The sequence below is a fragment of the Bacillus sp. AFS055030 genome (genome assembly GCF_002574545.1).
GTDB lineage: Bacteria > Bacillota > Bacilli > Bacillales > Bacillaceae_G > Gottfriedia.
In genome coordinates this window covers 20048-45662 of the sequence record NZ_NUGT01000008.1, presented here as the reverse complement: position 1 = coordinate 45662, position 25615 = coordinate 20048, and the positions used below count along the sequence as shown (strand labels likewise).

The window sequence follows — 25615 nt, the reverse complement described above, 5'->3', positions numbered from 1 at the left end:
CTTTAACTTCGACCATTTTTGGCAATAGAACTCACTACGCCCCTAATATAGGTCTCCCACTCTGCACATACTTTTTCTGTGTCATAATGCTCTACAACTTTTTTTGCTTCTGCTCTGAGCCTACTGGATAGACCATCATTACCAATTAGTAATTCCAGTGTATCAGCCATTATCTGTGACTCATTCATAGGCACCAATATTCCATTTTTCTTATTTTCTATAATTACTGCAGGTCCTCCAATCGGACAATCTGTGGCTATACATGCCATTCCCAACGCCATAGCCTCCAATAAGGCATTAGGCATCCCCTCAGAATTTGACGGAAGTACAAAAATCTCTGCATCAGAGATGTACTCCTGAATATTGTCTTTTCTCCCCATTAAACGAACTTGACTTTGCAGATTTTTCTTGTTTATAAAGCTCTGCAATTCATTCCTTAATGGACCTTCTCCAAAGATTTCAACTGAATATTCCGGATACGAAACTGCTATCTTAGAAAATGATTCAATGAGCAACCTTTGATTTTTTTCCACAGATAGGCGCCCAACAGAAACAATTCTCTTTGTTCTAACCCCTTGGTGTAATTGAACTTTAAAATTAGGGTTCAAGGGATTTCGTAATACTATACTGTTACAATTGAGAATATCATTATAATACTTTTGAGCTTGCTTAGTTTGGAATACGCAGCCATCCGCACTTGGATATACAAATTTACGGAGTACTTTCAGAAGACTTCCAGTGTAGTTAGGATTTGCACGCTCTGCAATGATTACCGGCGCCTTCCACTTGGCCATTTTTTTGGCAAGAAGCGTGATAAGGTTCGATTTTGTCATAAACGACAATACTACTTGTGGTTGCCAATCATCCATTTGTTGGCGGACAAATCGGACGGATTTCAAAAGGCTCTGATTTGTAACATTACCAGCAACAAATTCAATATTATCTTTTAATTCATAATCTGTTTTCTTTTCTTTCATTACCAGCAAACGTACCTGGTTTCTTTTAGAAAGCTCGTTGCACAACGTTGCCATAACTCGTTCTGCCCCGCCAGATTGCATCCCTGTAATGACCATCATAATTTTCATATCTAATTTCTCCGTCTTACATTTTTTTGCAGGTTACAACATTTCTGCTGTATCAAGCTTTTTGTATAACACTTTCATAAATAGATGAATTGCAAAAGCAAGTTTTCAAAACGTCCATACAATCCTTTATATTAAATCATCCAAATCTATTTTGGTAACTTTAACCAATCACCAAATGCTCTATCCCATTTGTTAGGCTGAAACGGTTTAAATCCGCTAAAATGATAAAAAGTTAATTCTCCAAAATAAAGCTTCCCATCAACCTCATAAAAATCTACTCTTACATGTGGAATATCTTTTGACAAGACCTTTGATAATTCAATCATTTTTTCAAATGTTATAGGTTTACGAAGTGTTTTCGAGGAATTAGGATAATTTTGGATAATATCAAGCTGATTAAAATCTAAATCAAAATAATCAAATTTTGTTTCTCCAACTTCTCTGTCTGAAGCGATAAACATTGCTTTAGGTACCCCATCAAAGCAGAAAAACTTATAGTCACGTAATTCACCATCAACATGATCTTCCATATACTTTTCTGCAATTATTCTTGGCTTTAGATGTTTATAAGGCCACTCTCGACCAATATAGTAGAAATTACATTTCTGAGCTGCTTCAATTTTCTTCTTTGCGGCAATTACATCCAATTTATTTTTATCTTTTACAATAACCAGACCTTCTGAGTCATGAGTACACTTTAAAACAAACTGATTAGGTAACTTGTCGAAATCAATTTCGTCAAATGTATCCCAAATCCCAAGTGTTGGAACAACATATTCACTACCTATAATTGGAGCAATATATTTTTTTACCTCATATTTATCAACCATCTTAATATATTCAGGATTTCGATCATGTATTTTTAACCAATTTAATTTTTCATTATATGTTCGGGGTTGGTGTAAATTACAAAACTTTTTGAACTGTGCAAAATAGTAAATCTGAATATACAATGAATCTGGGAGTATACGGAGACAGTACTTTATTTTTTTTAATAATTTCTTTTTGTCCATCATGTCCTCCAATTTTCCTGTATAAAGTTATCTATGAGATTAATTATTGCCATTGGATCTTTATTTTCCCAAGGAACCAGTCCGTCTGTTCCAGCATAAATTTTTTGAAAGCATTCACCTAAATCTGTCAGCTCCAAATCAGCCATTAGGACATATTTATTACTCACGAACGCTTCATTGTTCTGAATTTGATGATCGTTAATATGCTCTCCATACTTTTCAAGGCGGGTAACAGCGATTACCTTCTTACCAGCATTAAGTGCCTTCATGATTGAGCCCGAAGCCCCATGGCTCACCACAATTTCAGCTTCTTGAACCTTTTGAAGAAATTCGGTTTGGGATATATAATCTTTATATTCAAAGTGTTTTGGCTTATATGTGGATGCACCGATTTGAGCAAACACTTTTTGAGTAAGAACCTTACTCTCATATAACTCGTCTAATTTAATAAAGAGTCTATCAAAGGGATAATTCCTTGAACCTACTGTTATGAAAATCAATATAAACACCCACCGTATATAGCTTTCTTATAGAATTTTTTCTGAGTCTCCCACTGAACAATAAATAAATCAGTATGTTTCTCCATCTTTTTTCCTGCTACTGTAGGCATATTTGCCCTACCAAAGGTTTCAATAAATATAAATTTCTTATTGAATAGTACAGCCAATAAATAAAATGGATAAGCAACCATTGTACCAGTTGTTACAACAAAATCAGGTCGTTCCTTAAACCAAATTAAGAGTGAGTATACTGTATTGTATAACATCTTAAGTAGCATCCATTTATCCTTTAAATCAGTTTGCTTCATTAAATACTTAGCATTTGCTTCGAACACTGTTTGCTCAGTCACCATAAAACCATCGTACTTTTCAATAAGAGGTTGCAGTTTTTGAAGTTGCTCCCAATGACCTCCTGAAGAAGATACCAAGCATAATCGTGGTTTGCGATTTCTCTTCTTTATCAATTTTTAATGCTCCTTTTATTCATTTTATTTCCTTCGATAGGTGTTCAACGGTAATTCTTCCATTTAATATTCAGAATAAAAAAACTAGGGTATATTGTTCCCTCTTACGACTTCAGTGGCCTAAAATGCATCCTTTGATCCAAATAATACAAGGACTGTTTTAAAAATAATTTTTATATCAAATAAGAATGATCTTTCTCTGATATATTGTAGGTCTAATTGAACCATTTCATCAAAGCCTACACTATTTCGGGCACTAACTTGCCATAGTCCAGTACAACCAGGCGTCACTAGTAATCTCTGTTTATCATAATCTGTATATTCATCAACTTCTCGAGGAAGTGGTGGTCTTGGACCAACAAGTGACATATCACCTAATAAAACATTTATGAATTGTGGCAACTCATCAATCGATGTTTTCCGAATAAATTTACCAATCCTTGTAATTCTCGGATCATCCTTCATTTTAAACATTGCACCAGAAACTTCATTGTATTTTAGAAGCTCCTTCAATCGTTCTTCAGCATCCGTTACCATTGAACGGAACTTGTACATTTTGAATTCTTTTCCATTTTTACCGACTCTTGTTTGATAAAAGAAAACCGGACCTTTTGGATCTTCTACCTTAATAAAAATTGCTACTACAATAAACACAGGTAATAATAATAGAAGACCAAAGATTGCTCCGATTAAATCCATTAATCTCTTTGTAATTAAATAGATCCTTCTTTTTTCAACTGTTTCTATCGATAAGAGTGGCCCTGAAGCATATTCTGATTGTTCCAATCTCATTGCTTTCAATCTGATCATCCATCCTTATTTAATATTTACTGTTAACATGTCATGTAAATACGTCAATAAATCATCTCTTATTTCTTCATTCTTTAATGCAAACTCTATTGTCGTTTTAATAAACCCTAATTTCTCACCAACGTCATGACGTTTCCCTTCAAAGTCATATGCAAATACACGTTGAATTGAATTTAATTTTTGAATGGCATCTGTTAATTGAATTTCGCCACCTGCACCGATATTTTGTTCTTCTAAGTACATAAAAATTTCAGGTGTGAATACATAGCGGCCCATGATTGCTAAATTAGAAGGTGCTGTACCTGGTGCTGGTTTTTCGACAAAGTTTTTTACTTCGTATCTTCTACCTTCTTGCATAAGCGGTTCAACAATGCCATATCTGTGCGTTTCTTCTTCTGGTACTGTTTGAACACCGATAACTGAAGAATATGTATTGTCATATTGGTCCATTAACTGCTTTAATCCTGGAGTTTTAGCTTCAACAATATCATCACCTAGTAATACTGCAAATGGTTCGTTGCCGATAAAGTTACGAGCACACCAAACAGCATGACCTAATCCTTTAGGTTCTTTTTGACGAATATAATGAATGTCGATATTAGATGGAGCTTTAACTTGTTCTAATAGCGCATATTTTTCTTTTTCTAATAAATTTTGTTCTAGCTCATATGAATAATCAAAATGATCTTCAATTGCACGTTTTCCTTTACCTGTTACGATAATGATATCTTCAATACCTGATTCGATTGCTTCTTCAACAATGTATTGAATTGTTGGTTTGTCTACGATTGGTAGCATTTCTTTTGGCATTGCTTTAGTTGCAGGTAAAAAGCGTGTTCCTAATCCTGCAGCTGGTATAATTGCTTTTCTTACTTTCTTCATTCCCTAAGTCCCTCCATTGATTTCTTTCCCCAAGTTAATAAAGTTACCACTTCTATATTCATGTGAATAAATACACAAGAAGAAACTCTATGTTCATTTAAATCAAATATTAATAAATAATTAGGGCATCTAACCCCCCCTCACACTATACCTCTGACGACCAGCGTCTAAGCAGATGATTACAAGTTTATTACTCCTTTTCTCGAATACGCATAGCCTTTTTGTTTGAGTGATTTCATAAGGTCTATTTGCATTAAGATAAATGGAAAACTATTTAATCATCTACCACAATATAGCCGAGTACCCCCATTGATAACGGTAAGGAGATATCACCTATCATTTATTAAATTCCTAGTAAACGACTAAAAATATTTTGTTTAAACTTAAGTGGTTCTTCTGGATAAAGAACATCACCATTCAATATTGTTTGCGCATTTTCTCTCATTTGGAACTCAGTTTCTATTCCAAATTTTTCTCGGATGATTTCATATGCTTCATTTAACTCAAAATTCCGATTTTTCGTGTTGTGTGCATCTGATGCAACAATATGCACCCAATTTGACTCAATACATTTAAAAGCATATTTTTGAATTTTTTTACCGAATTTACCTGTTATTGATGAAGCAGTAAGTTGAGTTAAGATCCCTTTTTGGACAAATTCAAAAAGAATATCAGGTTCATTTATAAGTACTTTGTTTCGTTCAGGATGTACAATAATCGGTAGTATTCGATTTTCTTGCATCTCGTAAAACAATCTTTCTGTAAATTTTGGTATACGAGATGAAGGAAGCTCGCAAAGTAAATAGCGTCTTCCATCATTAATTGAAACGATTCGATTAAATTCATAGTCTTGAATCAATTCTCCATAAAGTCTTACTTCTTGTCCTGGTAAAATCGTTAAAGGTATAGCTTTTTCTTTTAATACATTATTTAACTCTTCTACTTTTTCTAGGATTTCTTTTCTGTCTGTATTGTAACGTCCATTTTGATGATGAGGTGATGCAACAATTGTATGAATCCCATTGTCCACAGCTGCTCGAGCCATATTAATACTATCTTCCATTGTAGTCGGTCCATCATCTAATCCATGTAAAATATGACAGTGTAAATCAATCATTTTTCGTTACCGTAGTAATAGTAATAACCGTCTTTTTCTTGTTCTGCTCTATTTAATACCACACCTAGAATATTTGCGTTTACTAGTGTTAATAACTCTTTTGCTTTTTTAATTTTTTCTTTTGCTGCGTGCCCTCTTCGCACAACTAAAATCGTTCCATCACAAACTTGTGAAATGATTTGAGCATCTGTAACTGCTAATAATGGAGGCGCATCAAAAAGTATCACATCATATTGTTCATACATTTGTTCAATCAATTTCTTCATTTTTTCTGAAGACAATAGTTCAGATGGATTTGGTGGGATAGGACCTGAAGTTAAAATTGATAGATTGTTAAGCTCAGTTTTTTGTATAACGTCCTTTAAGGACTTTTCATGTGTAATTGCAGTTGTTAAACCTTTAAAATTTTCCAACTTAAAAACAGAATGCAATTGCGGTTTACGTAGATCTGCATCTACTAAAAGCACTCTCTTTTCCTGCTGAGCATATGTAACTGCAAGATTGGCAATAGTCGTTGTTTTACCTTCTGAAGGTTCAGAAGATGTTACTAAAATAGATTTTATTTTTCGATCAATCGAAGAAAATTGAATGTTCGTACGAACTGTTCGATATTGCTCTGCAAATGGTGATTTAGGGTTTGTTAATGTAATAAGAAATCTTTTTAATTTTTCTTTAGTTGTTTTTTTAACCATTTTACGCACCCTTTCCTAATTTTAAATTTATTTTAGGAGTGATTTTCCCTTCAGATACTTCAGAAATTACACCCAGTATTGGTAACTCTAATAATTCTTCAAGCTGTTTTTCAGTTTTTACTGTGTTATCTAAGAACTCTAATAAGAATGCAATACCAACTGAAATCATTAATCCAACAACAAAACCAATTGCTACATTTAATTTCTTATTTGGTTTAATCGGATCTTCACTTAAATCTGCTTTTGCTAAAACAGTTACATTATTTACACTCATAATTGTTTTGATTTTTGTCTGGAAAACACTTGCAATCGTATTAACAATCGCTTGTGCTTGCTTTGGATCAGAATCTTGTACAGAAACTGTAAATACTTGTGAATTTGTTTCGCTTGCAACAGTGATATTTTTAGTCAGTTCTGCAACTGTATAATCTAAATTTAATTGATTAATAACTTCATCTAAAATAGCTGGACTCTTAATAACAACATTGTACGTATTAATCAACTGAACATTTGTTTGTACTTGGTTATTCTGATAAATCGAAGAATCTTTTGTTTCTTTTTGGTTTACTAATAATTGTGTTGAAGATTGATAAATCGGGGTTAAAAATAAATAGCTAATGACTCCTGTAACCACTGTGGCTACAACAGTAATACTAATTATCATGATTAGACGTTTCTTAATAACGCCGAATAATTCCTGTAAACTAATCGTCTCTTCCATCGTTTCCTCCTTAAATTCTAGCACTTTATTATTCTATTAAAATAAACCCTCAAATACAACAGTGCCTAGTATAACAATTACTTAACACAATGTTAAGTAAAAATTAATCTATCAATTGGATTTTTTGGTTAATTTTACCACAAAATAGGCTTTTTTGTCGATTATTTCACCCAATTTATGGAAACCCTTACAAACTGGTCTAGTTATGTTACATTCGATAACGAAAATTGTAACATTAGATATTATTTTAGGATAATACTTATGCTGTAATTTAAATTTTAGGCAATGAATTGATTTAATGATTTTTTTACATTTTTAGTAAAAATCACTAGCACGTTTCAACTTTTCTGTTATATAATAATTATTAAATAAATACACTGTATTAAAACAGATTGAAAGTAAATTATTAATCATTTAAATCAAAGGGAGTGTTGTTAATGATGAGTAGAGAAGAGCGTAAAAACATGGTTCAATTTTTGGAATTAACAAAAGGATTTTCAACTGAGGACTTAGTTTTCATGACGGATGCTGATTTAGAGCACCTTTACGACACGGCTTATACGTATATGCTACATCACTCTGAGTAAGATCTTACAACTTTTGTTTACTGCACTTATAAAAATAAAAAGCTAGGTGACCCCGATTTTTAGATTCACCTAGCTTTTCCATTTTCAATCGTTTCGTTGGTAAATACTGTTTCCAACTACTTACATAACCTTTTTTTCGATTTTACAAAAAGACATCAAAAGTCCTACTTCTCCGACTATTTTCTTCAATTTGAGATAAAAACATTTTAAAAGAGTATTTCATATATTTCTTTTTGTTATATTGAAATTTTATTTTTTCCATTATTTGGTAAACAAACACATTAGTTATTTTTGTTGTTTAAGTTAAAAAAATGTTAAAATTTATCCGTTTTTCCCATATTTTTTTGTCTATTTGGGTATGTACAAAAAAATTTTTTTAATTAACTTTTTATATAAAAAATTTGTATCTTATTAAAGAGGACACAACCTAATTAATAAAAACAATTTCTGTATTCCCCATTTTAAATAAAAAAAGCTACGATTCATGTTTGAATCGTAGCTTTCTTTTAAAGTTCAATAATCGTCTTCTGATTCACAATTCGATCTTTCAACTCTTCACAAAGCTCAATAACCCTTTGCGTTTTTTCTTCATACTTCATATTCAACACGTGATAAAGAACGATATCACGACATTTTAAAAATGAAGGAATTCGGCTGTACCATACTTCATCTAAAACATACTCAGTTTCATAACCTCTTCGGAATATTTCTAGCTGTCTTTTTGCGAAATTAGATTTTTCTTCGAATGACGTTTTACTACCCCAAGCAGTATAATATAGGACAATTGCGATATCTGATATGAAATAATTATATTGTAGGTCATCGAAATCAAAAGTCGTTATTTCACCTTTATCATTTACGAAGAAATTGTGGAGATGCAAGTCGCTATGGATTAATCCATATGAATCTTTCTTTCTTTCATAGCTTTGAATTTCTTCTATTAATTCCTTTGTAAAAATGCCAAGTTCTTCGTCAGCTAACATTTCACTTAAATAAGCTTCTTCGTCCCAATGCTCACGGTGATTTGTTACTGGGTAATCAACTGTTAATGCGTGTAGCTTGCCGATTGTTTTTCCCCATGTGTACATTAGATTGTCATTCCACACAGCTGGGTTTGTTCGATCAACTAATTGACCGTCTGCCCATTCGAACATTGATGCGTAAAAAAATGTGCCATCGCTTGCATTTTGGACTTCTACTAGATTACCGTTTAATGAAGTTAAAGAACCTGCTGCATTTGCTCCGTTTTCTCTAGCGTATTTTAAAAACTTAAGCTCTGCCTCAATTTCTTCTTTTGAGCGGTGTGATGAATGTGTTAATCGTAAAATGCGATCTGTTCCATCTGCTAGTTTACCTTTAAATAGATAGTTCTCGAATTCTCCGACTGGTTTTTCATCTACTGTCATACCAAATTGTGATGCTGCGTTCGTTAAAATCTCTTTCGTAAAAACTCTTTCAACTGCCTGTTCCATTTTTTAATCCCCCGGACCATAGAATACATATCTAATTACATATTCCCCAGATTCCAAGGAATCCCTGCAACTTTTTTACTAACTATTCATATTTCGGTATTCATTTGGGGTCATGCCAACGATTTTCTTAAACACTTTTCGGAAGTATTTATCATCTTGATAACCGATTTTCCCAGCTATTTCATAAATTTTTAAATTGGGGAACTTCAATAATTCCTTCGCTTTTTCGATCCGAATTGAAACGATATAATCTGAAATATTCACACCGTAAATTTGTTTGAACTTACGGGATATATATTCGCGGCTTAAATAGAATTTCTCTGAAAACTCCTGTAGTGAAATTTCTTCAGCATAGTTCAGTTGAATATAATTTGCAATTGCTTCAATACTATTTAGTTCTTGGTTCGTTTGATTTTTTTCTTGAATAATCGATTGTACTCTTTCCCTTTGAGTCGCTACATAATTACCAATTTCAAAATGTCCTTTCGCATTCCAGAACAATTCTAAATCCACTTCCTGAATGGTTTGAAGCGATAGTTTATTAATCCAGTGATTAAGGAAGATTAGAAACTCCTGATGCAATGATTGTAATTGTGCAAAAGGTAGATAATTCTTCTGTGCGATTCGTTTACTAAAACGTTGAATGACTTCATCGTAAATATAAATATCCTGTTTCTCAACCATTTGTTCAAATAAGTTGATGATTTCTACTAGATTAATCGGTTGATACTCTTTTATATCTTCATACGAATAAACCGGTACATCTCGTTTTTCTAAAATATTTACATGCTGCAAGACATTTACAACTTCCTCATACCCAGACTGGATCGAATCAATGGTTAACTTTCTACTAATTGCAAAATGAAACGGGAAAGGCACAACTGTCGATAAAATTTTAGCGATATGTTGGATCCTGTCAGTTACTTGCTCGCCCCAATATAGTAAGCAAATCTCTTTTGTTCCTTGTAAATTCCGAAATGCAATTCCTCCATTTTGGTTTTGAAGAATTTCATTTGCTATATTCAATAGGGCAAAGAAGCATAAATCCTCCGGCCAGATGTCTTTGAATGTCTCTAGATTTCGTAATTTTAGTAAAGAAACATGTAAAGTTTGTCCTTCTTCGTATCCTAATTGGTTTAATATATTCTGATTATATTCTTTACCGTAAATTGCATTTGTTAATTGTTTGTCTCTGTAAACAGGTAAAACTTCTTGCAGTAAACGAAAGTCATTTAATGCATCAATTCTCTCTTTTTCTTTTTCATTCCAATCGGAAACTACTTTTACTAAAGTTTCATTCAAAATATCCGGATCAATTGGTTTCAATAAATAATCGGATGCACCGAACTGGATGGCTTCTCTCATATAATGGTAGTCATCATATCCCGTTACAACGATTACTTTGCAATTAATATTTTCTGAATGAAGCCATTTTAATAGTCCTCTACCGTCTAGCTCTGGCATCATTAAGTCAGTAAAAATGATTGTTGGTCTTTCCTTTATAATGATGTCTTGAGCGATTGCTCCGTTTTCTGCTTCTAATATTTCAGTAACACCAATTGCATCCCAATCTGCAAGAAGTTTTACACCTTCTCGTACATGCTTTTCGTCATCTATTAGTAGAACCTTCATGATTAACTTTCTCCTCTTGTCATTTCAATCGGTAAGATTATCGTTACAACAAAGTTTTCATGCTTCACACTTTCTATTTTTACTTCTGCTTTTTTACCATAATAGAAATGAAGGCGATCAGATATATTTTTTAAACCGATACTCTCATTCGTATTTAATCCACCTTCTGCTAGCGATGAATTGATAATTTCTAATTCCTCTTCCGATGCACCTTCACCATTATCAGCAATGACTATTTTTAAACGATTATCTTGTTGTCTATGAATCGAAATATTTAATTCACCAAGCTTTTGTTGTTTTTCAAAGCCATGTTTAAAGAAATTTTCCACGATTGGCTGTAAAATCATTTTTGGCATTTTTACATTCTTTACCCCTTCATCCACTTCCAGGTTATAAACAAATCTACCATCATAACGTTCATTTTGAAGCGATAAATAATCTTTTATATGGTTTAATTCATCTTTAAGCGTTACGAAATCTTCATTATTTTTCATGCTATATCTCATGATTTTTGATAATGACATAATTAATCGATACACTTTAATTCCGTCATTTTTTAATGAAAGAGTTCCAATTGACTGCAAGGCATTGTATAAAAAATGCGGATTGATTTGAGACTGAAGTACTTTTAATTGATTCGTTTTATTCTCAATTTGAAGCTTGTATTCTTTTATATATAAATCATTTAACGTATCGACCATTGAAGTAAAATGTTTACCTAACTGACCAAACTCATCATTTCCTAACGTATCAAAAGAAACAGCAAGTTCCCCCTTCTCAATTCGCTGCATATCTCGAATTAAGATTCGTATTGGTCGGGTAAATCTGAAAGATACGATAATCGTTAAAATGATGACTAATAAGACTGAAATCGCCCCAAGTGTAACGGTAATCTTCAATAATTGATTCGAATTATGATAGAGATTTTTATAAGGAATGCTTTTAATGATTGTCCATTGTTGATGATTACTTCTTATTTTGTCATACACATAGACCCCTCTAAAGTCCTTGTCCTTCCATTCAAAACTAGTTTCCCCTGATCGATCTGAGCTAATTTTTTTATACCATTTCGTTTCTAGCTTTTTACCAATCAGCTTTTTTTCAGAAGAATACAAAACAACATTCCCATCACCAACAACGAAAAGATGTTCCTCTCCTTTTTTATAAATACGATCAAAAATCTCATTAATTCTGCTTAATTCAATATCAATTGATAAAAAGCCTAGCCATTGGTCGGACGTAACATTATTTAAAAAATAATGAAATGATACGACCTGCTTAACTGGCTCAATTCGAAAATCAGATAAATTATTATAATTTTGAATCAGATGAGTCGGTTGAATATAATACGAATCCCTCGAAAAACTTAAATTTCTATATGGGGGAATTTTATTGAAATTATACAACTTCCCTCGACTACTCACCTTTGCATTGTATACGGTGTAATCATCCTTACCCTTCGTTAAATATAAATGCAACTGCTCGATCTCTCTTCTAGAAAAATAAAGTCCTAATAAACTACGCTGAATTTCAGCAGAATTTTGTTCGATATAAGCTGTCGCACCATTTTCTAACACAGACAAAAACGGTCGATTACTATAAATGGACAATGGAATACCGTAAATTTCATTAAAATAACTCAATAAATCATTCCCACTACGCTTCAATAAATCATAATTCGTATTGACAAATTCCTTCGTAACCGTGTTTTTCGTATAAAAATAACTTGCGATAATCGATAAACCAAATGGAATAATGGTCGCGATTAACAATAAGGTAATCAACTTTCTTCTAATACTGTTTTTCATGATAACATCCTTTGCGGAAACGTTTGCACTTTCTATTATTAGTTTATCAAAGATATAGAGCGAATAACACCCTTATAAACTCCTTAAGTTCACTGGGTTTCTTCTATTAAATACAAAGTTTATTTTTTCATTCATAAACAAGAAACTGTTTTCTTTCATTTTCTGTTAAATCTTTAGGCTTTAATCCGCTTTTCCTACAGTATTCATACTATGCCTTAACCTTTACTTTAGGTTCACTTGTGCAGTTTGGTTCTACAAAAACTCCGTCAGGAAATCCTTTTTCGAACGTTCTCATTTCATCAAGCATAGCATCACTCACCTTTTCATCAGCATGCCCAGTTAATATCATTTTTTTAATACACTTTATTATTTCATACTAAAATCATATCACGGGATTAGTAAAATATAAGCTTTTAACCAGAACATTTTGTGAACTAAATTGATTGGATGGTTTTCTTTCTAATCAAATAAGAAGTTTTGTTCATTAAACAGATCGTTATTTATAAAGATAAAACCCCACAAGTAATCTCCTTGTGGGGTTAGCCTTAATCTATAGAGGAACTTTTAGGAAAGCCTCCAATTAAGAACTTATTTTTTTAATTTCATCCAAGATTCTTCAATCGATTTTAACATTTCATCAGCAGATTTTTGCTTTCCAACGTAAGCTTGCATTGATGCACCAAACTCATTTGTAGCTCCATCTGGGTATTTGAACCAGTTCCAAGATAATGTTTTACCTTCTGCAGAGTATTTTAATAGATCGTCTGCGATTGGTCCTAAGTTTTTACCTTCAATTGTTTTTAGTGCTGGGATAAATTTGAATTTTTCTACAATGTATTTCTTACCAGTGTCAGAAGTAACCATCCATTCTAAGAATTTTTTAGCTTCTTCTTTGTTTTTAGAGTTTTTGTTAACTACCCAGTTATTTGGTACACCCATTGGTAATTTGTCCATTGCTGCTTTGTCATCGTTGATTGGAATTGGTAATACGCCTAAGTTCATGTTAGGAGTAATTCCATCAACCATACCTTGAATCCAGTTACCTTGTTGGATCATAGCTGTTTTACCTTGAGCAAAGTTTGTAACTTGTGTGTTGTAATCAGTTGTTAAAGGATTTTTATTTCCGTTTTTGATTGTTAAGTCAAACAGTTTCATAAATTGTTTGAATTGCTCATTGTCTTGAATTTTCACTTTACCAGCAGAAACATCAGCCATGAATTGGTCTGGATCTTGCTGTTGAGCGAAAGGAATATTTAATAAGTGAATTCCTAGAATCCACCACTCACCGTATCCTACTGAGAATGGTGTGATCCCTGCTTTTTTAAGCTTTTCAGCTGCAGCAGTTAATTCGCTTAATGTTTTTGGTGCTTCAGTAATACCAGCTTTTGCGAATAAATCTTTATTGTAAATAAAGCCGTAACCTTCAGTATTCATTGGCATACCGTAAAGTTTGCCGTCAATTGTCATTGGTTTTTCAGTTCCTGGATATAAGTCTTTTACCCATGATTGATCAGAAAGATCTTCTAATTTATCTTTCCAAGTTTCTGCTTCTTGGAATCCACCGTTGTTAAAGATATCTGGTTCGTTACCTGAAGCAAATTGCGCTTTTAATGCAGCACCGTAGTCAGCACCGCCACCAACAGTTTGAATTTTAACTGTTACGTTTGGATTTTCCTTATGGTAATCCTTCGCCATTTGTTCTAAATCTTTCGCAATCTCAGCTTTAAACTGGAATACGTTTAATGTTACTTTTTTATCCTTTGATTCATTTGAAGCTTTGTCTGAAGACCCTCCAGAACATGCAGAGAATAACATCACTGAAGTTGTTAATGCAGCTGCTACTTTTAGCATCTTTTTCATTACTATAAACCCCCGTCTCAATATTCTTTATTTTGAATACGCTTTCATTATACATTTAAAAATAAGCAACTATAGATAGCCTAAATTGACATGATGGGTGGAATATATTGATAGCTTCCACCCAGTCACCTTATTTAATTGAACCGCTTGTAATCCCTTTAATAATGTGTTTCTGTGCTGCAAAGTAGAAAATTAATAGTGGTGTGATCCCTAAAACAAGTCCAGATAACGCTAAGTTCCACTGTTTTGTATATGCTCCAAAGAAGTAGAATGTAGCAAGAGGAATCGTTCTTAACTCCATATCTCTTAATACAAGTGATGGTAATAAGAAGTCATTCCAAATCCATAACGTATTTAAGATCACAATTGTAACCGTAATTGGTTTTAAAAGTGGAAAAACAACTTTCCAGAAAACCATAGTCGGTGAACATCCATCAATAATTGCTGCTTCCTCTAACTCGATTGGAATTGTTTTAATAAATCCATGATATAGGAAGATTGATAATGCTGACCCGAAACCTAAATACATAATGACTAATCCCCAATGGCTATTCATTAAATGAAGCGTGCTTCCGACTTTCACGAGTGGGATCATAATTGATTGGAACGGGATTACCATTGTTGCTACAAAGATAAAGAAAATGATATTTGAAATTTTACTTTTTGAACGCACTAGTTTATAAGCTGCCATCGAACAGAAAAAGACGATTACAACATTACTTACAATTGTTACGATTAATGAGTTCAATAGTGCTTTCCAGAAATTCATGATTTCGATTGCTTGTTGATAGTTTGTAAAATCTAAGCTCTTTGGAAGCGAAGATGTATTTTGTAAAATATCAGCAAATGATTTAAATGAGTTACCTAACACATAATAAAAAGGAACTAAGAAGACGAGAGCAAGTAGAATCGCTGCTATTTCTAATATAAAAGTTAAGCCAGTATATCGTTCTTTCAGCATTATGCCTCAACCTCCCTCTTCTTCGTAATGTACACTTGAATAACTGAAATTAACGCAACGACTACGAAGAATACAATCGCTTTTGCTTCACCTAATCCATAACGGTTATTAACAAACGCTTCAGTGTAAATATTTAATGCCAACATCTCAGTAGATTTAAATGGTCCACCATTTGTTAACGAAAGGTTCGTATCAAACACTTTAAATGACCATGAAATTGTTAAGAATAAACAAACTGTTACAGCAGGCGCTACCATTGGAATAATGATTTTACGTAACACTTGGAATTTATTCGCACCATCAATTTGAGCTGCTTCAATTAATTCCTGTGGTACACCTTGTAAGGCCGCTACATAAATAACCATTATATAACCTGCACCTTGCCAAACTGCTACGATCACAATTGCCCAGAACGCACCTTTTTCTTCTCCTAAAAGTGCTCTTTGTAAAAAGTCTGAATGCAATAATTGTCCAATTGAAATTAAACCTTTATTAAAAATAAACTGCCAAATGAAACCTAATAATAATCCACCAATTAAATTTGGAAGGAAAAAGACCGTTCTTAAAATATTTCTAGTCTTCAATGCTTGCGTTACGATTAACGCTAAACTAAAACCAATCACATTGGTCAAAATCACAGCAAATAATGTATATTTACCCGTTAAAATAAACGAATGGATAAAATCCGTATCCTTTGTAAAAATGTATTTATAATTTTCAAGCCCGACCCACTTAGCAGAATCAGCTACACCATCCCACTCAGTAAATGAATAGAAAAAGCCGATCAAAAATGGCGTTAACACGATCGCTGCAAAAACAATAGTTACTGGTCCTACAAACGTAAGATAATTTAAAAAATCTCTTAATTTTTTAGATGACTTCTTTGCCTTGGCATCTGTTAAATTTGTATCAATCACTTTTTTCGTTTCAATCATCTGTAACACCTCCACTATCATCATAAAATACCTCTCAAGTTGTGAAAACGTATTCATTTGAACAGTAGGGTGGAATATATTGACTAGATTGTTTTTAGTTTTACATACTTAGTCATTTTTTACATAGGCTACAAACTGCCGAATACCGATCAAAATACACTCTTAAACATGTCTCTCAATGGTTTTTTCACCAAAATGGAGAAATAGTTAATATTATTTCTTTAAATGATCGTATGGAAATACACTTTGTTCAAAGTTAATCCACAAACACAAAAAACCACCTTTAAAAGGTGGCCTCCACTTCTATTATTTATCCAATAACCTACTACTTAGGATTAGCCCCAAATCGATTATCTCCCTCATCACTATCCAAACAGAAGAAAACCAATAGAATAATCGTACCAATTAACGGAATTATTCCAATTAACAGCCACCAACCACTTCTACCCGAATCATGTAACCTGCGAGCACCTACTGCTAAAGATGGTAGTAACGTAAGTAAACCGTAAATTCCAGTTAATAGTTCATCGATACCGGCAATGCTTTGTAAAATCGCAAGTATAATAGTGATAATGGCATTAAACAGGAAAAACATCCAATACTCTGTTCTTCTAGCTCTTCCGCTGAATACTGCGTAATTCTTTAATACTTTTAAATACCATTCCACGAGTGATCCCTCCTAAGATGTAAATACGGTACATTTAAGTCTATTCCAAATACCCATGTAACATTATTAATTTTTAATGTTAGGAAAATTTATTTTGAATTAACACAAAAACCGCCTAAAATTAGCCGGCAGACTGTTGAAATAAAACATTGTCAATATAGAACAACAAACGTCTAAGTATATATTATTTAAACAAAAATTTTAAAGGTACTTCCTCATAACTGGTTCATGAGGAAGTACACCAGCCAAAAATTAGAAAGATACTTCCTCATAACTGGTTCATGCGGAAGTATACCTGCCAAAAATTGAAAGGTACTTCCTCTTAACAGGTTCATGTGGAAGTACACCTGTGAAAAATAGAAAGATACTTCCTCTTAACTGGTTCATGTGGAAGTATACCAACCAAAAATTGAAAGATACTTCCTCATAACTGGTTCATGAGGAAGTATACCTGCCAAAAATTGAAAGGTACTTCCTCATAACTGGTTCATGCGGAAGTATACCTGCCAAAAATTGAAAGAAACTTCCTCATAACTGGTTCATGTGGAAGTACACCTGTGAAAAATAGAAAGATACTTCCTCTTAACAGGTTCATGAGGAAGTACACCTGTGAAAAATAGAAAGATACTTCCTCTTAACAGGTTCATGTGGAAGTACACCTGTGAAAAATAGAAAGATACTTCCTCATAACAGGTTCATGTGGAAGTACACCTGCCAAAAATTGAAAGGTACTTCCTCATAACTGGTTCATGTGGAAGTATACCAACCAAAAATTGAAAGATACTTCCTCATAACTGGTTCATGTGGAAGTAAACGAGCCAAAAATTGAAAGATACTTCCTCATAACTGGTTCATGTGGAAGTATACCTGCCAAACAAAAATTGAAAGGTACTTCCTCATAACAGGTTCATGTGGAAGTATACCAACCAAAAATAGATTGGTACTTCCTCATAACAGATTCATGAGGAAGTAAACGAGCCAAAAATTAGAAAGTTTCTTACTCATGACAGGTTTTAGGGGAAATCAATCAAAAATTGGCGTAGTTGACAGGCTCATTTTTCAAAACTCTTCCTCCTAAAATTAGACAGGCATATCTAAGTGTGCGACGAATCGATCATCATTTAATGAAAGGTTTGTTGAGGAAATACAAAATGATTAATGTATAATAAATGAATTAATACATATTTTTGGGAGATTTATTTTGAAGCCGATTTTCATCAAAATTTTACTGTTAATTTTTTCACTTCTGTTTATTTTTAGGTTTACTTTTTTTCCGGTCGCTTCTTTAGGCATAGGCGTATCCGAGGGTGGATTAAATTTAATCCCTTTCATCCAACTATTTAATGGGTTTGGTCTTAAGCAATTCATCGTTAATGTTATTGGAAATATCCTTCTTTTTGTGCCATTTGGATTTATTTTGACTTCCATTAAACGAACAAAAAAGGTTATATTAGTTGGCTTGTTTTTATCAGTAAGTATAGAAGTTGTCCAATATATGATGTCTTTTAGATGGTCAGATATAGATGATGTTATATTAAATACTCTAGGGACTTACATTGGGTATAGAATATACATGGGCAAAAGGTTTATATACTTCCTTAGGAGCAACTAAAAAACAACATATATTCCATCAATAACTACGGCTGTGTCCTTTATCGGATACAGTTTTTTTGTATTATTGATTGCCTCACTCATTAAAAATTCCACAAAAAAAGGAAGCCCACATTCGGACTCCCTCAAATAACTTACTTATTAACATGTGTTAACGTCGCACCATACGGAGTTACATCAAAGAAGTCTCCATAACCAACAACAGTTCCGCTGCCGTTTGCGATGACTGATTTTCTAGATTTCCATGTTTCTCTCCATTGTTCACTTACATCTGCAGCTCGACGATTTACGATCATATTCATTTTCTTCGTTTCGATTTGTTCTTTTGTCATGTTTTTTGTATCAATTTTTTTAAAGTCTTCTAAAATTAAATTTTTCGTTTTATCTGAGATTGCACCACTTTGAACAAAGATATCGAACATTAGTGCATATCCTCTTTTTGACCATAATCCGAATGTTTTGTAATACTTTTCTGCTTGATCGAAGTACCATTTTGACGCATTAATTTGTTCATCAATACATTCTTTACTTGTCCCTAGATTTTTAAAGTAAGTCTTCCAAGGCTCTACAACTTTGTATTTATTATTAGGGTCACTGATTGAATCTCCCCAGGCTACTTGTTCTTTTGTTGTTTTGTTCATCACTACATCTTTGAATGTATTATATGAATTCATATCTCCATTGAAAGCTTTTAGGACGACACCATTATGATTTGTGAACATATTTTTCATAATTGGTTGTAAAGTTTCTGTTCCAAAGTTTTCTTGAAGCGCACCAAAAGATAGACCAGCACCATCGAAGTTACCACTTGTTGCACCGAATGCATCAGCTTCAGATGATGCTGTTTCATACCATGAAGTGATTTCTAGTGCCATCTTTTTCACTGATTCACTTGCTGGGAGTTTCACAGGACTATTCGTCTGTGTTGTTGGTTTCTTTGGAGCAACTTTTGTTTTCGTAGGAATCGTTATTTTTTGTCCAATTCGAATTGAGTTCGATTTTAGTTTATTTTGCTTTTTAAGCTCTGTAACAGTTGTTTTATATTTTTTAGAAATTTTATAAAGCGTGTCCCCTTTTTTAACTTTATAAACAACAGAAGCAGCATCAGCTGATCCGACTACTGTTGTTCCTAAAGAAAAGACAATCGCGGTTGATAAGATCACATTTTTAATCGATTTTTTCATAGTTGATTACTCTCCCTTACTATTAATCTATTGATTTAGGTTAATTCAGGAATTTCATTTATTTCCACAACGATAATTACTATATCACGATAATTAATTTGATTCATCCTATAAAATCTTCCAATCGTTAAATCACCAACAAAATCCGCATTAAAAAAGACAAACCAATTCGAAACATTAATTCGAAATAAAGCTTGTCTTTCCTATATACTATTTCTTTAACTTATCCCATGTATCCTGAAGCGATTGTAGTAATTGTTGTGGATTTTTTTGTCCGCCAACATATGCTTGCATTGAAGCACCAAATTCATTTGTTGCACCGTTTGGATATTTAAACCAGTTCCAAGAAAGTACTTTTCCGTCTGCTGAGTATTTTTGAATATCATCAGCAATCGGACCTAAGCCTTTTCCTTCGATTGTTTTAACTGCTGGAATGAATTTAAACTTTTCTACGATATATTTTTTACCTGTATCAGAAGAAACCATCCAATTTAAGAACTTCTTCGCTTCTTCTTTGTTTTTTGAATTTTTGTTTACTACCCAGTTATTTGGTACGCCGACCGGGATTTTGTCCATTGCTTCTTTATCATCATTAATCGGAATTGGTAAAAGACCAAGATTCATATTTGGCGTAATGCCATCAATCATACCTTGTGTCCAGTTTCCTTGTTGCATCATAGCTGTTTTTCCAGATGCAAAATTAGTAACTTGTGTATTATAATCCGTTGTTAATGGATTTTTATTTCCATATTTAATCGTTAAATCAAATAATTTGATAAAGTCCTTAAATTTATCATTATCAGGGATTTTTGCTTTGCCTGCATTTAAATCGGCGATAAATTGATCTGGGTCTGGTTGTTGTGCGAATGGAATATTTAATAAATGTATTCCTAAAATCCACCACTCACCATAGCCAACTGAAAACGGCGTAATACCAGCGGCTTTTAATTTTTTTGCCGCTGCTTCTAATTCAGTTAATGTTTTTGGTAATTGTGTAATACCAGCTTTATCAAATAAGTCTTTATTGTAAATGAATCCATAGCCTTCTGTGTTCATAGGCATTCCGAGTAATTTTCCATCAACTGTCATCGGTTTTTCGGTTTCTGGATATAAATCCTTCACCCAATCTTGATCTGACAGGTCCTCGAGTTTATCCTTCCAAGTAACAGCTTCTTGATATCCACCATTATTGAATATATCCGGTTCATTTCCTGATGCAAATTGAGCTTTCAATGCTGCCCCATAATCTGCACCTCCACCTACTGTTTGAACCTTTACCGTTACGTTTTTATTTTCCTTTTCATATTCCTTTGTTAAAGCCTCTAAATCTTTTGCAATCTCTGCTTTAAACTGAAAAATATTTAATGTAATTTTTTCACCTGCACCAGGCTTTTTTGTTTCTTCTTTTTTATTATTACATCCAGTAAACAACAACATACTAGTTGATAAAACGGCAATCGATTTAACTAATTTTTTATTCATATGATCCTCCTTAACTTACTTTATTGAGCCACTTGTAATACCTCGGATAATTTGCTTTTGGGCAGCAAAGAAAAAGATCAATAATGGCGTAATGCCTAAAACTAATCCGGCAAGTGCTAAATTCCATTGTTTCGTATAAGCGCCGAAAAAATAAAAAGTAGCCAGTGGTATTGTGCGTAGCTCTTGATCACGCAAAACGAGAGATGGTAACAAGAAATCATTCCAAATCCATAACGTATTTAAAATAACTATTGTGACGGTAATCGGTTTTAGTAAAGGGAACACTACTTTCCAAAAAACCATAAATGGTGAACATCCATCAATAATCGCTGCTTCTTCAAGCTCAATTGGAATCCCTTTAATAAAACCGTGATAGAGAAAAATCGAAAGTGCTGAACCAAACGCTAAATACATCACAACAAGTCCATAATGACTATTCATTAAATGAAGTGTACTTCCGACTTTAACAAGTGGAATCATTATTGATTGAAAAGGGATTACCATTGTTGCGACAAAAATAAAGAAAATGATCGTTGAAATTTTATGCTTTGTGCGAACTAGTTTATAAGCTGCCATTGAGCAAAATAAAACGATAATGGCATTACTCGCAACTGCTATGATTAAAGAATTCAAAAGAGCTCTCCAGAAATCCATAATGACAATTGCTTGTGAGTAGTTTGTAAAATCGAAAGTTTTTGGTAGCGTTGATGTATTTTGCAAAATATCTGCAAAGGATTTAAACGAGTTTCCTAATACATAGTAAAAAGGCACCAGGAAAAATATCGCTAATATGATTCCAAATAGCTCAAGCAAAAACGTCAGTCCGGTATAGCGTTCGTTTTCCACTATGCTTCAACCTCCCTTTTCTTCGTAATATAAACTTGGAGAATTGAAATAGCTGCGACAACGACGAAGAAGACAATTGCTTTTGCTTCCCCTAAACCATATCGGTTGTTTACAAATGCTTCTGTATAAATGTTTAACGCAAGCATTTCTGTCGATTTAAATGGTCCACCACCAGTTAGTGATAAATTTTGGTCAAATACTTTAAAGGACCATGAGATTGTTAAAAATAAACAGACAGTTACAGCTGGTGCTACCATTGGAATGATAATTTTCCTTAAAGTTGTAAAACGATCTGCGCCGTCAACTTGAGCTGCTTCAATCAATTCTTGCGGTACGCCTTGGAGTGCGGCTACATAAATAATCATGATATAACCTGCACCTTGCCAGATCGCTACAATAATAATTGCCCAAAACGCTCCATTTGCAGTACCTAGCAATGACTGCATGAGAGAATCAATTCCTAACGCTGCTCCTAATGAAGTGAGACCTTTATTAAAAATAAATTGCCAAATAAACCCGAGTAATAATCCACCTATTAAGTTTGGTAAAAAGAAAATCGTCCTAAGAATATTTCTTGTTTTTAGCCCCTTTGTCACTAGTAAAGCTAAACCAAAACCAATCAAATTCGTTAAGATTACTGCGAAAAACGTATACTTTGTCGTAATGATAAAAGACCGTTTAAAATCTGCATCTTGCGTAAATATGTACTTATAATTATCAAAACCGACATACTGGATATTGCCAACTACCCCATTCCAGTTTGTAAAGGAATAATACAGACCCATTAAAAATGGAATAAGTACTAAAGCTGCAAAAACTAGAAAGGCTGGACCGACAAATACGATAAAACTTCCACTATTTCTACGTTTCTTTCGAAAGGAGACTTTAAAGTCAGTAGCATCATCTACAACTGTTTCAACTTCTTTATTCACCTCTTTATCAAACTTCGACAACTATGTACCTCCCTTCATAAACGATCTACACAAAAAAAAGCAACTCCACCTTATTATGAAAAAGTAGAGTTGCTTTTATACTTTATTTGAGTCAAGACGCACTCTTCATATGAGTGCTACGTTGATCCTTTTGATAATTCACAATGATAATACCTGATGTAACCATCATTAAACCAATAAAAACAAGATAAGATAATACTTCATTCAACATGATTGATGATAAAATCACACCAAAAACAGGAACTAAGAATAAGTACATTGATACTTTTCCAACTTGATTATATTTCATGACATTGTTCCAAAGGATGAAACCGACAGATGAAAGTAACGATAAATAAACTAACATGCCAAACGTTTTTAAATCAAAGTGGAACGGTAAAAATCCTGCTGTTAAACCACCAATACATAACAATCCAATCGAACCGATCATCATTTGATAGGCTGTTAAATAGGCAACATCCACTTTCTTTGCAGCTTCCTTAGCAAGTACATTACCATAGCCACCAAACGCCATTGCAAACAATAATAAAATCTCGCCAATTCCTAAATGTAAAGAAAGCGTGCCCTTTGTCATATTCACGATAATGACACCCGCAAACCCTACCGTTACACCAAGAATCTTACGTAAGTTTAAACGATCATTTTTATACATAAAATGCGCTGCTAACAGTTGAAAAAACGAAGTAGTTCCAGCAATGATCGAACCTTGAACTCCAGTCGTAAAGCTCAATCCAATATAAAACAACACATATTGTAAAAACGTTTGAAACAAACCTACTTTTCCTACTACAAAAAAAGTATCTCGCTTAAAGGTTAACTTTCTACCAATGATCGTAAAAAATAGTAAAATTAATAATGAGGCCAAAAAGAAACGATAACCCGCAAAAATCATTTGTTTCCAAATCTCATTCTTCTCAATATGCAAATGCTCATAACTTAGCTTAATAAACGGAAATGCGCTTCCCCATAAAAAAGTTGTAATAACCGCTGATGCAATCACTCCCAAAGGATGTGTAAAAAATCTCTTAGCAGACATTGTTTCCCCCCATAAGCCTTTTTCTCTCTATAGAATACAGTTTATTCTATCATCTATAGGACATTCCTACTATCGGTTTGATTCAAATAAAGTGCCTAAAGTTAAAGACAATGCCTTAGAGTCTTTTTATGATATGATTCGCTTATATCCTAAAAAGTGCTTTTTCCAATATGATTCATTTATATTCGAAATCGTAACGCCTCTACTACTACTAGCCTGAATAAATTCATTTTCATTTAACATGATTCCTATGTGAGATGGTCCATATGTGTATGTATTTTGAAAAAATATCAAATCACCGGGCTGTGAAGTTGTTACTTTTTGGAATAAAGTATTATTATGCCAATAACCTGATACATTCGTTCTTCCATATGGCTTACCATTTTCTTTCAGGACATAATAAATAAAGCCACTACAATCAAACCCCGAAGGAGAAACTCCTGCCCACTTATAAGGAACTCCTAAAAATCGTTTTGCAAATGAAAGCATATCTTGCTCATTACTAGAGGAACTATTTGATTGAACTTTTTCTTTTTCAGTATATCCAGCACTTATATAAGCAGTTTTTCCTTGATAGACAAACTTGTGCCAACCATTTGAAGTTGAAATAACATCTACCTTCTGATTTTTTGTCGCACTACCTATTATATTGTAATTCGTTCCCGCACCTGAGCGAATATTTACTACGGTCCCAGTTACAGTATATTTACTCGTATTGTATACAGGTTTTTCGTCTTCAATTTTCTTTTGTTTCTGAACATAGGTGTCACTTATATAGCCAATTCTTCCTTGATAATTAACTTTGTACCAACCATTTAAGGAAGATAGAACATCTAATTTTTCGTTCTTATTTACACTTCCTAAAATACGATAATTCGTTCCTGCTCCAGATCGAATTCGTACCCCATTCCCTGTTGAAATATAATTAGAGGTATTGTTTTCTATTTTTTCATTTTCAACATAACTATTTTGTTTCTTTACGTAAGTACCAACGATGTATCCAATTCTTCCCTTATAATTAACCTTATACCAACCATTTTCAGAAGATATAACATCTAATTTTTCGTTCTTATATACACTTCCTAAAATCGGATTATCCGTTCCTGCCCCTGAACGAATACGTACTCCGTTCCCACTTGAAATATAATTGTCTGCGGATGGCATCAATACTTTAGGTTGATTTGTGTTTGTACTTTCTGCATCTGCTTCTAATAGATCCATAGAATTAATGCATGAAACAGATCCTATGATTGCAATTGATTGTATTAATTTTTTTTTCAAAATCACTACCAGCCTT

Annotated in this window: 25 protein-coding genes; 2 read left to right on the top strand and 23 right to left on the bottom strand. The window is 33.2% G+C overall.

Features of this window, described 5'->3' with window-relative positions; translation table 11 throughout:
• Positions 1-2: 2 nt before the first annotated feature.
• The 9 genes from CN925_RS03005 to CN925_RS02965 form a co-directional block, all read right to left on the bottom strand.
• Positions 3-1085 (bottom strand): glycosyltransferase, encoded by a 1083-nt coding sequence (locus CN925_RS03005; protein WP_098844689.1) that lies wholly within the window; start codon positions 1083-1085, stop codon positions 3-5.
• A gap of 146 nt (positions 1086-1231) precedes the next feature.
• A complete protein-coding gene (locus CN925_RS03000) occupies positions 1232-2098 on the bottom strand; it encodes an ATP-grasp fold amidoligase family protein (RefSeq protein WP_098844687.1) in 867 nt (288 codons plus the stop codon).
• Complete coding sequence (locus CN925_RS02995; RefSeq protein WP_098844684.1) at positions 2098-2598, bottom strand: glycosyltransferase; 501 nt, start codon at positions 2596-2598, stop codon at positions 2098-2100. Before CN925_RS02995 ends, CN925_RS03000 begins: the two co-directional genes overlap by 1 nt.
• Positions 2595-3062, bottom strand: a complete 468-nt coding sequence (gene pssD, locus CN925_RS02990; RefSeq protein WP_218937213.1) for a PssD/Cps14F family polysaccharide biosynthesis glycosyltransferase — start codon at positions 3060-3062, stop codon at positions 2595-2597. Before pssD ends, CN925_RS02995 begins: the two co-directional genes overlap by 4 nt.
• A gap of 120 nt (positions 3063-3182) precedes the next feature.
• Positions 3183-3854, bottom strand: coding sequence for a sugar transferase (locus CN925_RS02985; protein WP_286138251.1), 672 nt, complete (start codon positions 3852-3854; stop codon positions 3183-3185).
• A gap of 24 nt (positions 3855-3878) precedes the next feature.
• Positions 3879-4754, bottom strand: a complete 876-nt coding sequence (gene galU / locus CN925_RS02980; protein ID WP_098844678.1) for a UTP--glucose-1-phosphate uridylyltransferase GalU — start codon at positions 4752-4754, stop codon at positions 3879-3881.
• Between the two features lie 343 nt (positions 4755-5097).
• On the bottom strand, positions 5098-5871 hold the full coding sequence (locus CN925_RS02975; RefSeq protein WP_098844675.1) for a tyrosine-protein phosphatase: 774 nt from the start codon (positions 5869-5871) through the stop codon (positions 5098-5100).
• Complete coding sequence (locus tag CN925_RS02970; protein ID WP_098844672.1) at positions 5868-6563, bottom strand: CpsD/CapB family tyrosine-protein kinase; 696 nt, start codon at positions 6561-6563, stop codon at positions 5868-5870. Before CN925_RS02970 ends, CN925_RS02975 begins: the two co-directional genes overlap by 4 nt.
• A gap of 1 nt (position 6564) precedes the next feature.
• A complete protein-coding gene (locus tag CN925_RS02965) occupies positions 6565-7284 on the bottom strand; it encodes a YveK family protein (RefSeq protein ID WP_098844669.1) in 720 nt (239 codons plus the stop codon).
• 437 nt (positions 7285-7721) lie between these two features.
• On the opposite strand from CN925_RS02965, the gene CN925_RS02960 reads away from it, so the two are divergent.
• Positions 7722-7871, top strand: coding sequence for a BH0509 family protein (locus CN925_RS02960; protein WP_180232815.1), 150 nt, complete (start codon positions 7722-7724; stop codon positions 7869-7871).
• 506 nt (positions 7872-8377) lie between these two features.
• Here CN925_RS02960 and CN925_RS02955 read toward each other — a convergent pair.
• The 8 genes from CN925_RS02955 to CN925_RS02920 form a co-directional block, all read right to left on the bottom strand.
• Positions 8378-9343 carry a phosphotransferase enzyme family protein gene (locus CN925_RS02955; RefSeq protein WP_098844666.1) on the bottom strand — a complete coding sequence of 322 codons (966 nt, stop codon included), beginning with the start codon at positions 9341-9343 and terminating at the stop codon, positions 8378-8380.
• Between the two features lie 78 nt (positions 9344-9421).
• On the bottom strand, positions 9422-10975 hold the full coding sequence (locus CN925_RS02950; RefSeq protein ID WP_098844664.1) for a response regulator transcription factor: 1554 nt from the start codon (positions 10973-10975) through the stop codon (positions 9422-9424).
• Between the two features lie 2 nt (positions 10976-10977).
• The gene (locus CN925_RS02945) at positions 10978-12783 is read right to left on the bottom strand and encodes a sensor histidine kinase (RefSeq protein WP_098844661.1); all 1806 of its coding nucleotides are present in this window, start codon (positions 12781-12783) and stop codon (positions 10978-10980) included.
• A gap of 208 nt (positions 12784-12991) precedes the next feature.
• On the bottom strand, positions 12992-13132 hold the full coding sequence (locus tag CN925_RS21505; protein ID WP_286138249.1) for a hypothetical protein: 141 nt from the start codon (positions 13130-13132) through the stop codon (positions 12992-12994).
• A 239-nt stretch (positions 13133-13371) separates the two neighbouring features.
• Entirely contained in the window at positions 13372-14643 is a 1272-nt protein-coding gene (locus CN925_RS02935; RefSeq protein ID WP_098844658.1) for an ABC transporter substrate-binding protein, read from the bottom strand.
• 130 nt (positions 14644-14773) lie between these two features.
• On the bottom strand, positions 14774-15604 hold the full coding sequence (locus CN925_RS02930) for a carbohydrate ABC transporter permease (protein WP_483295159.1): 831 nt from the start codon (positions 15602-15604) through the stop codon (positions 14774-14776).
• On the bottom strand, positions 15604-16539 hold the full coding sequence (locus CN925_RS02925; RefSeq protein WP_286138247.1) for a carbohydrate ABC transporter permease: 936 nt from the start codon (positions 16537-16539) through the stop codon (positions 15604-15606). Before CN925_RS02925 ends, CN925_RS02930 begins: the two co-directional genes overlap by 1 nt.
• Positions 16540-16864: 325 nt before the next feature.
• Positions 16865-17206 (bottom strand): DUF805 domain-containing protein, encoded by a 342-nt coding sequence (locus CN925_RS02920; RefSeq protein ID WP_098844653.1) that lies wholly within the window; start codon positions 17204-17206, stop codon positions 16865-16867.
• Positions 17207-18407: 1201 nt separating this feature from the next.
• Between CN925_RS02920 and CN925_RS21695 the strand changes: the two genes are divergently transcribed.
• A complete protein-coding gene (locus tag CN925_RS21695; protein WP_180232813.1) occupies positions 18408-18818 on the top strand; it encodes a VanZ family protein in 411 nt (136 codons plus the stop codon).
• Between the two features lie 133 nt (positions 18819-18951).
• Here the strand turns inward: CN925_RS21695 and CN925_RS02910 are convergent, their stop codons facing one another.
• From CN925_RS02910 to CN925_RS02885, 6 genes are all read right to left on the bottom strand, one after another.
• Complete coding sequence (locus CN925_RS02910) at positions 18952-20001, bottom strand: LysM peptidoglycan-binding domain-containing protein (protein WP_098844648.1); 1050 nt, start codon at positions 19999-20001, stop codon at positions 18952-18954.
• A 210-nt stretch (positions 20002-20211) separates the two neighbouring features.
• Positions 20212-21483 (bottom strand): ABC transporter substrate-binding protein, encoded by a 1272-nt coding sequence (locus CN925_RS02905; RefSeq protein WP_098844645.1) that lies wholly within the window; start codon positions 21481-21483, stop codon positions 20212-20214.
• Positions 21484-21498: 15 nt separating this feature from the next.
• Complete coding sequence (locus tag CN925_RS02900; protein WP_098844642.1) at positions 21499-22329, bottom strand: carbohydrate ABC transporter permease; 831 nt, start codon at positions 22327-22329, stop codon at positions 21499-21501.
• Entirely contained in the window at positions 22329-23261 is a 933-nt protein-coding gene (locus CN925_RS02895) for a carbohydrate ABC transporter permease (RefSeq protein ID WP_483295161.1), read from the bottom strand. The genes CN925_RS02900 and CN925_RS02895 overlap by 1 nt, the downstream gene beginning before the upstream one ends.
• Positions 23262-23373: 112 nt before the next feature.
• Positions 23374-24318, bottom strand: a complete 945-nt coding sequence (locus CN925_RS02890; RefSeq protein ID WP_098844639.1) for a DMT family transporter — start codon at positions 24316-24318, stop codon at positions 23374-23376.
• 126 nt (positions 24319-24444) lie between these two features.
• Complete coding sequence (locus CN925_RS02885) at positions 24445-25599, bottom strand: C40 family peptidase (RefSeq protein WP_098844636.1); 1155 nt, start codon at positions 25597-25599, stop codon at positions 24445-24447.
• Between the last annotated feature and the right edge of the window lie 16 nt (positions 25600-25615).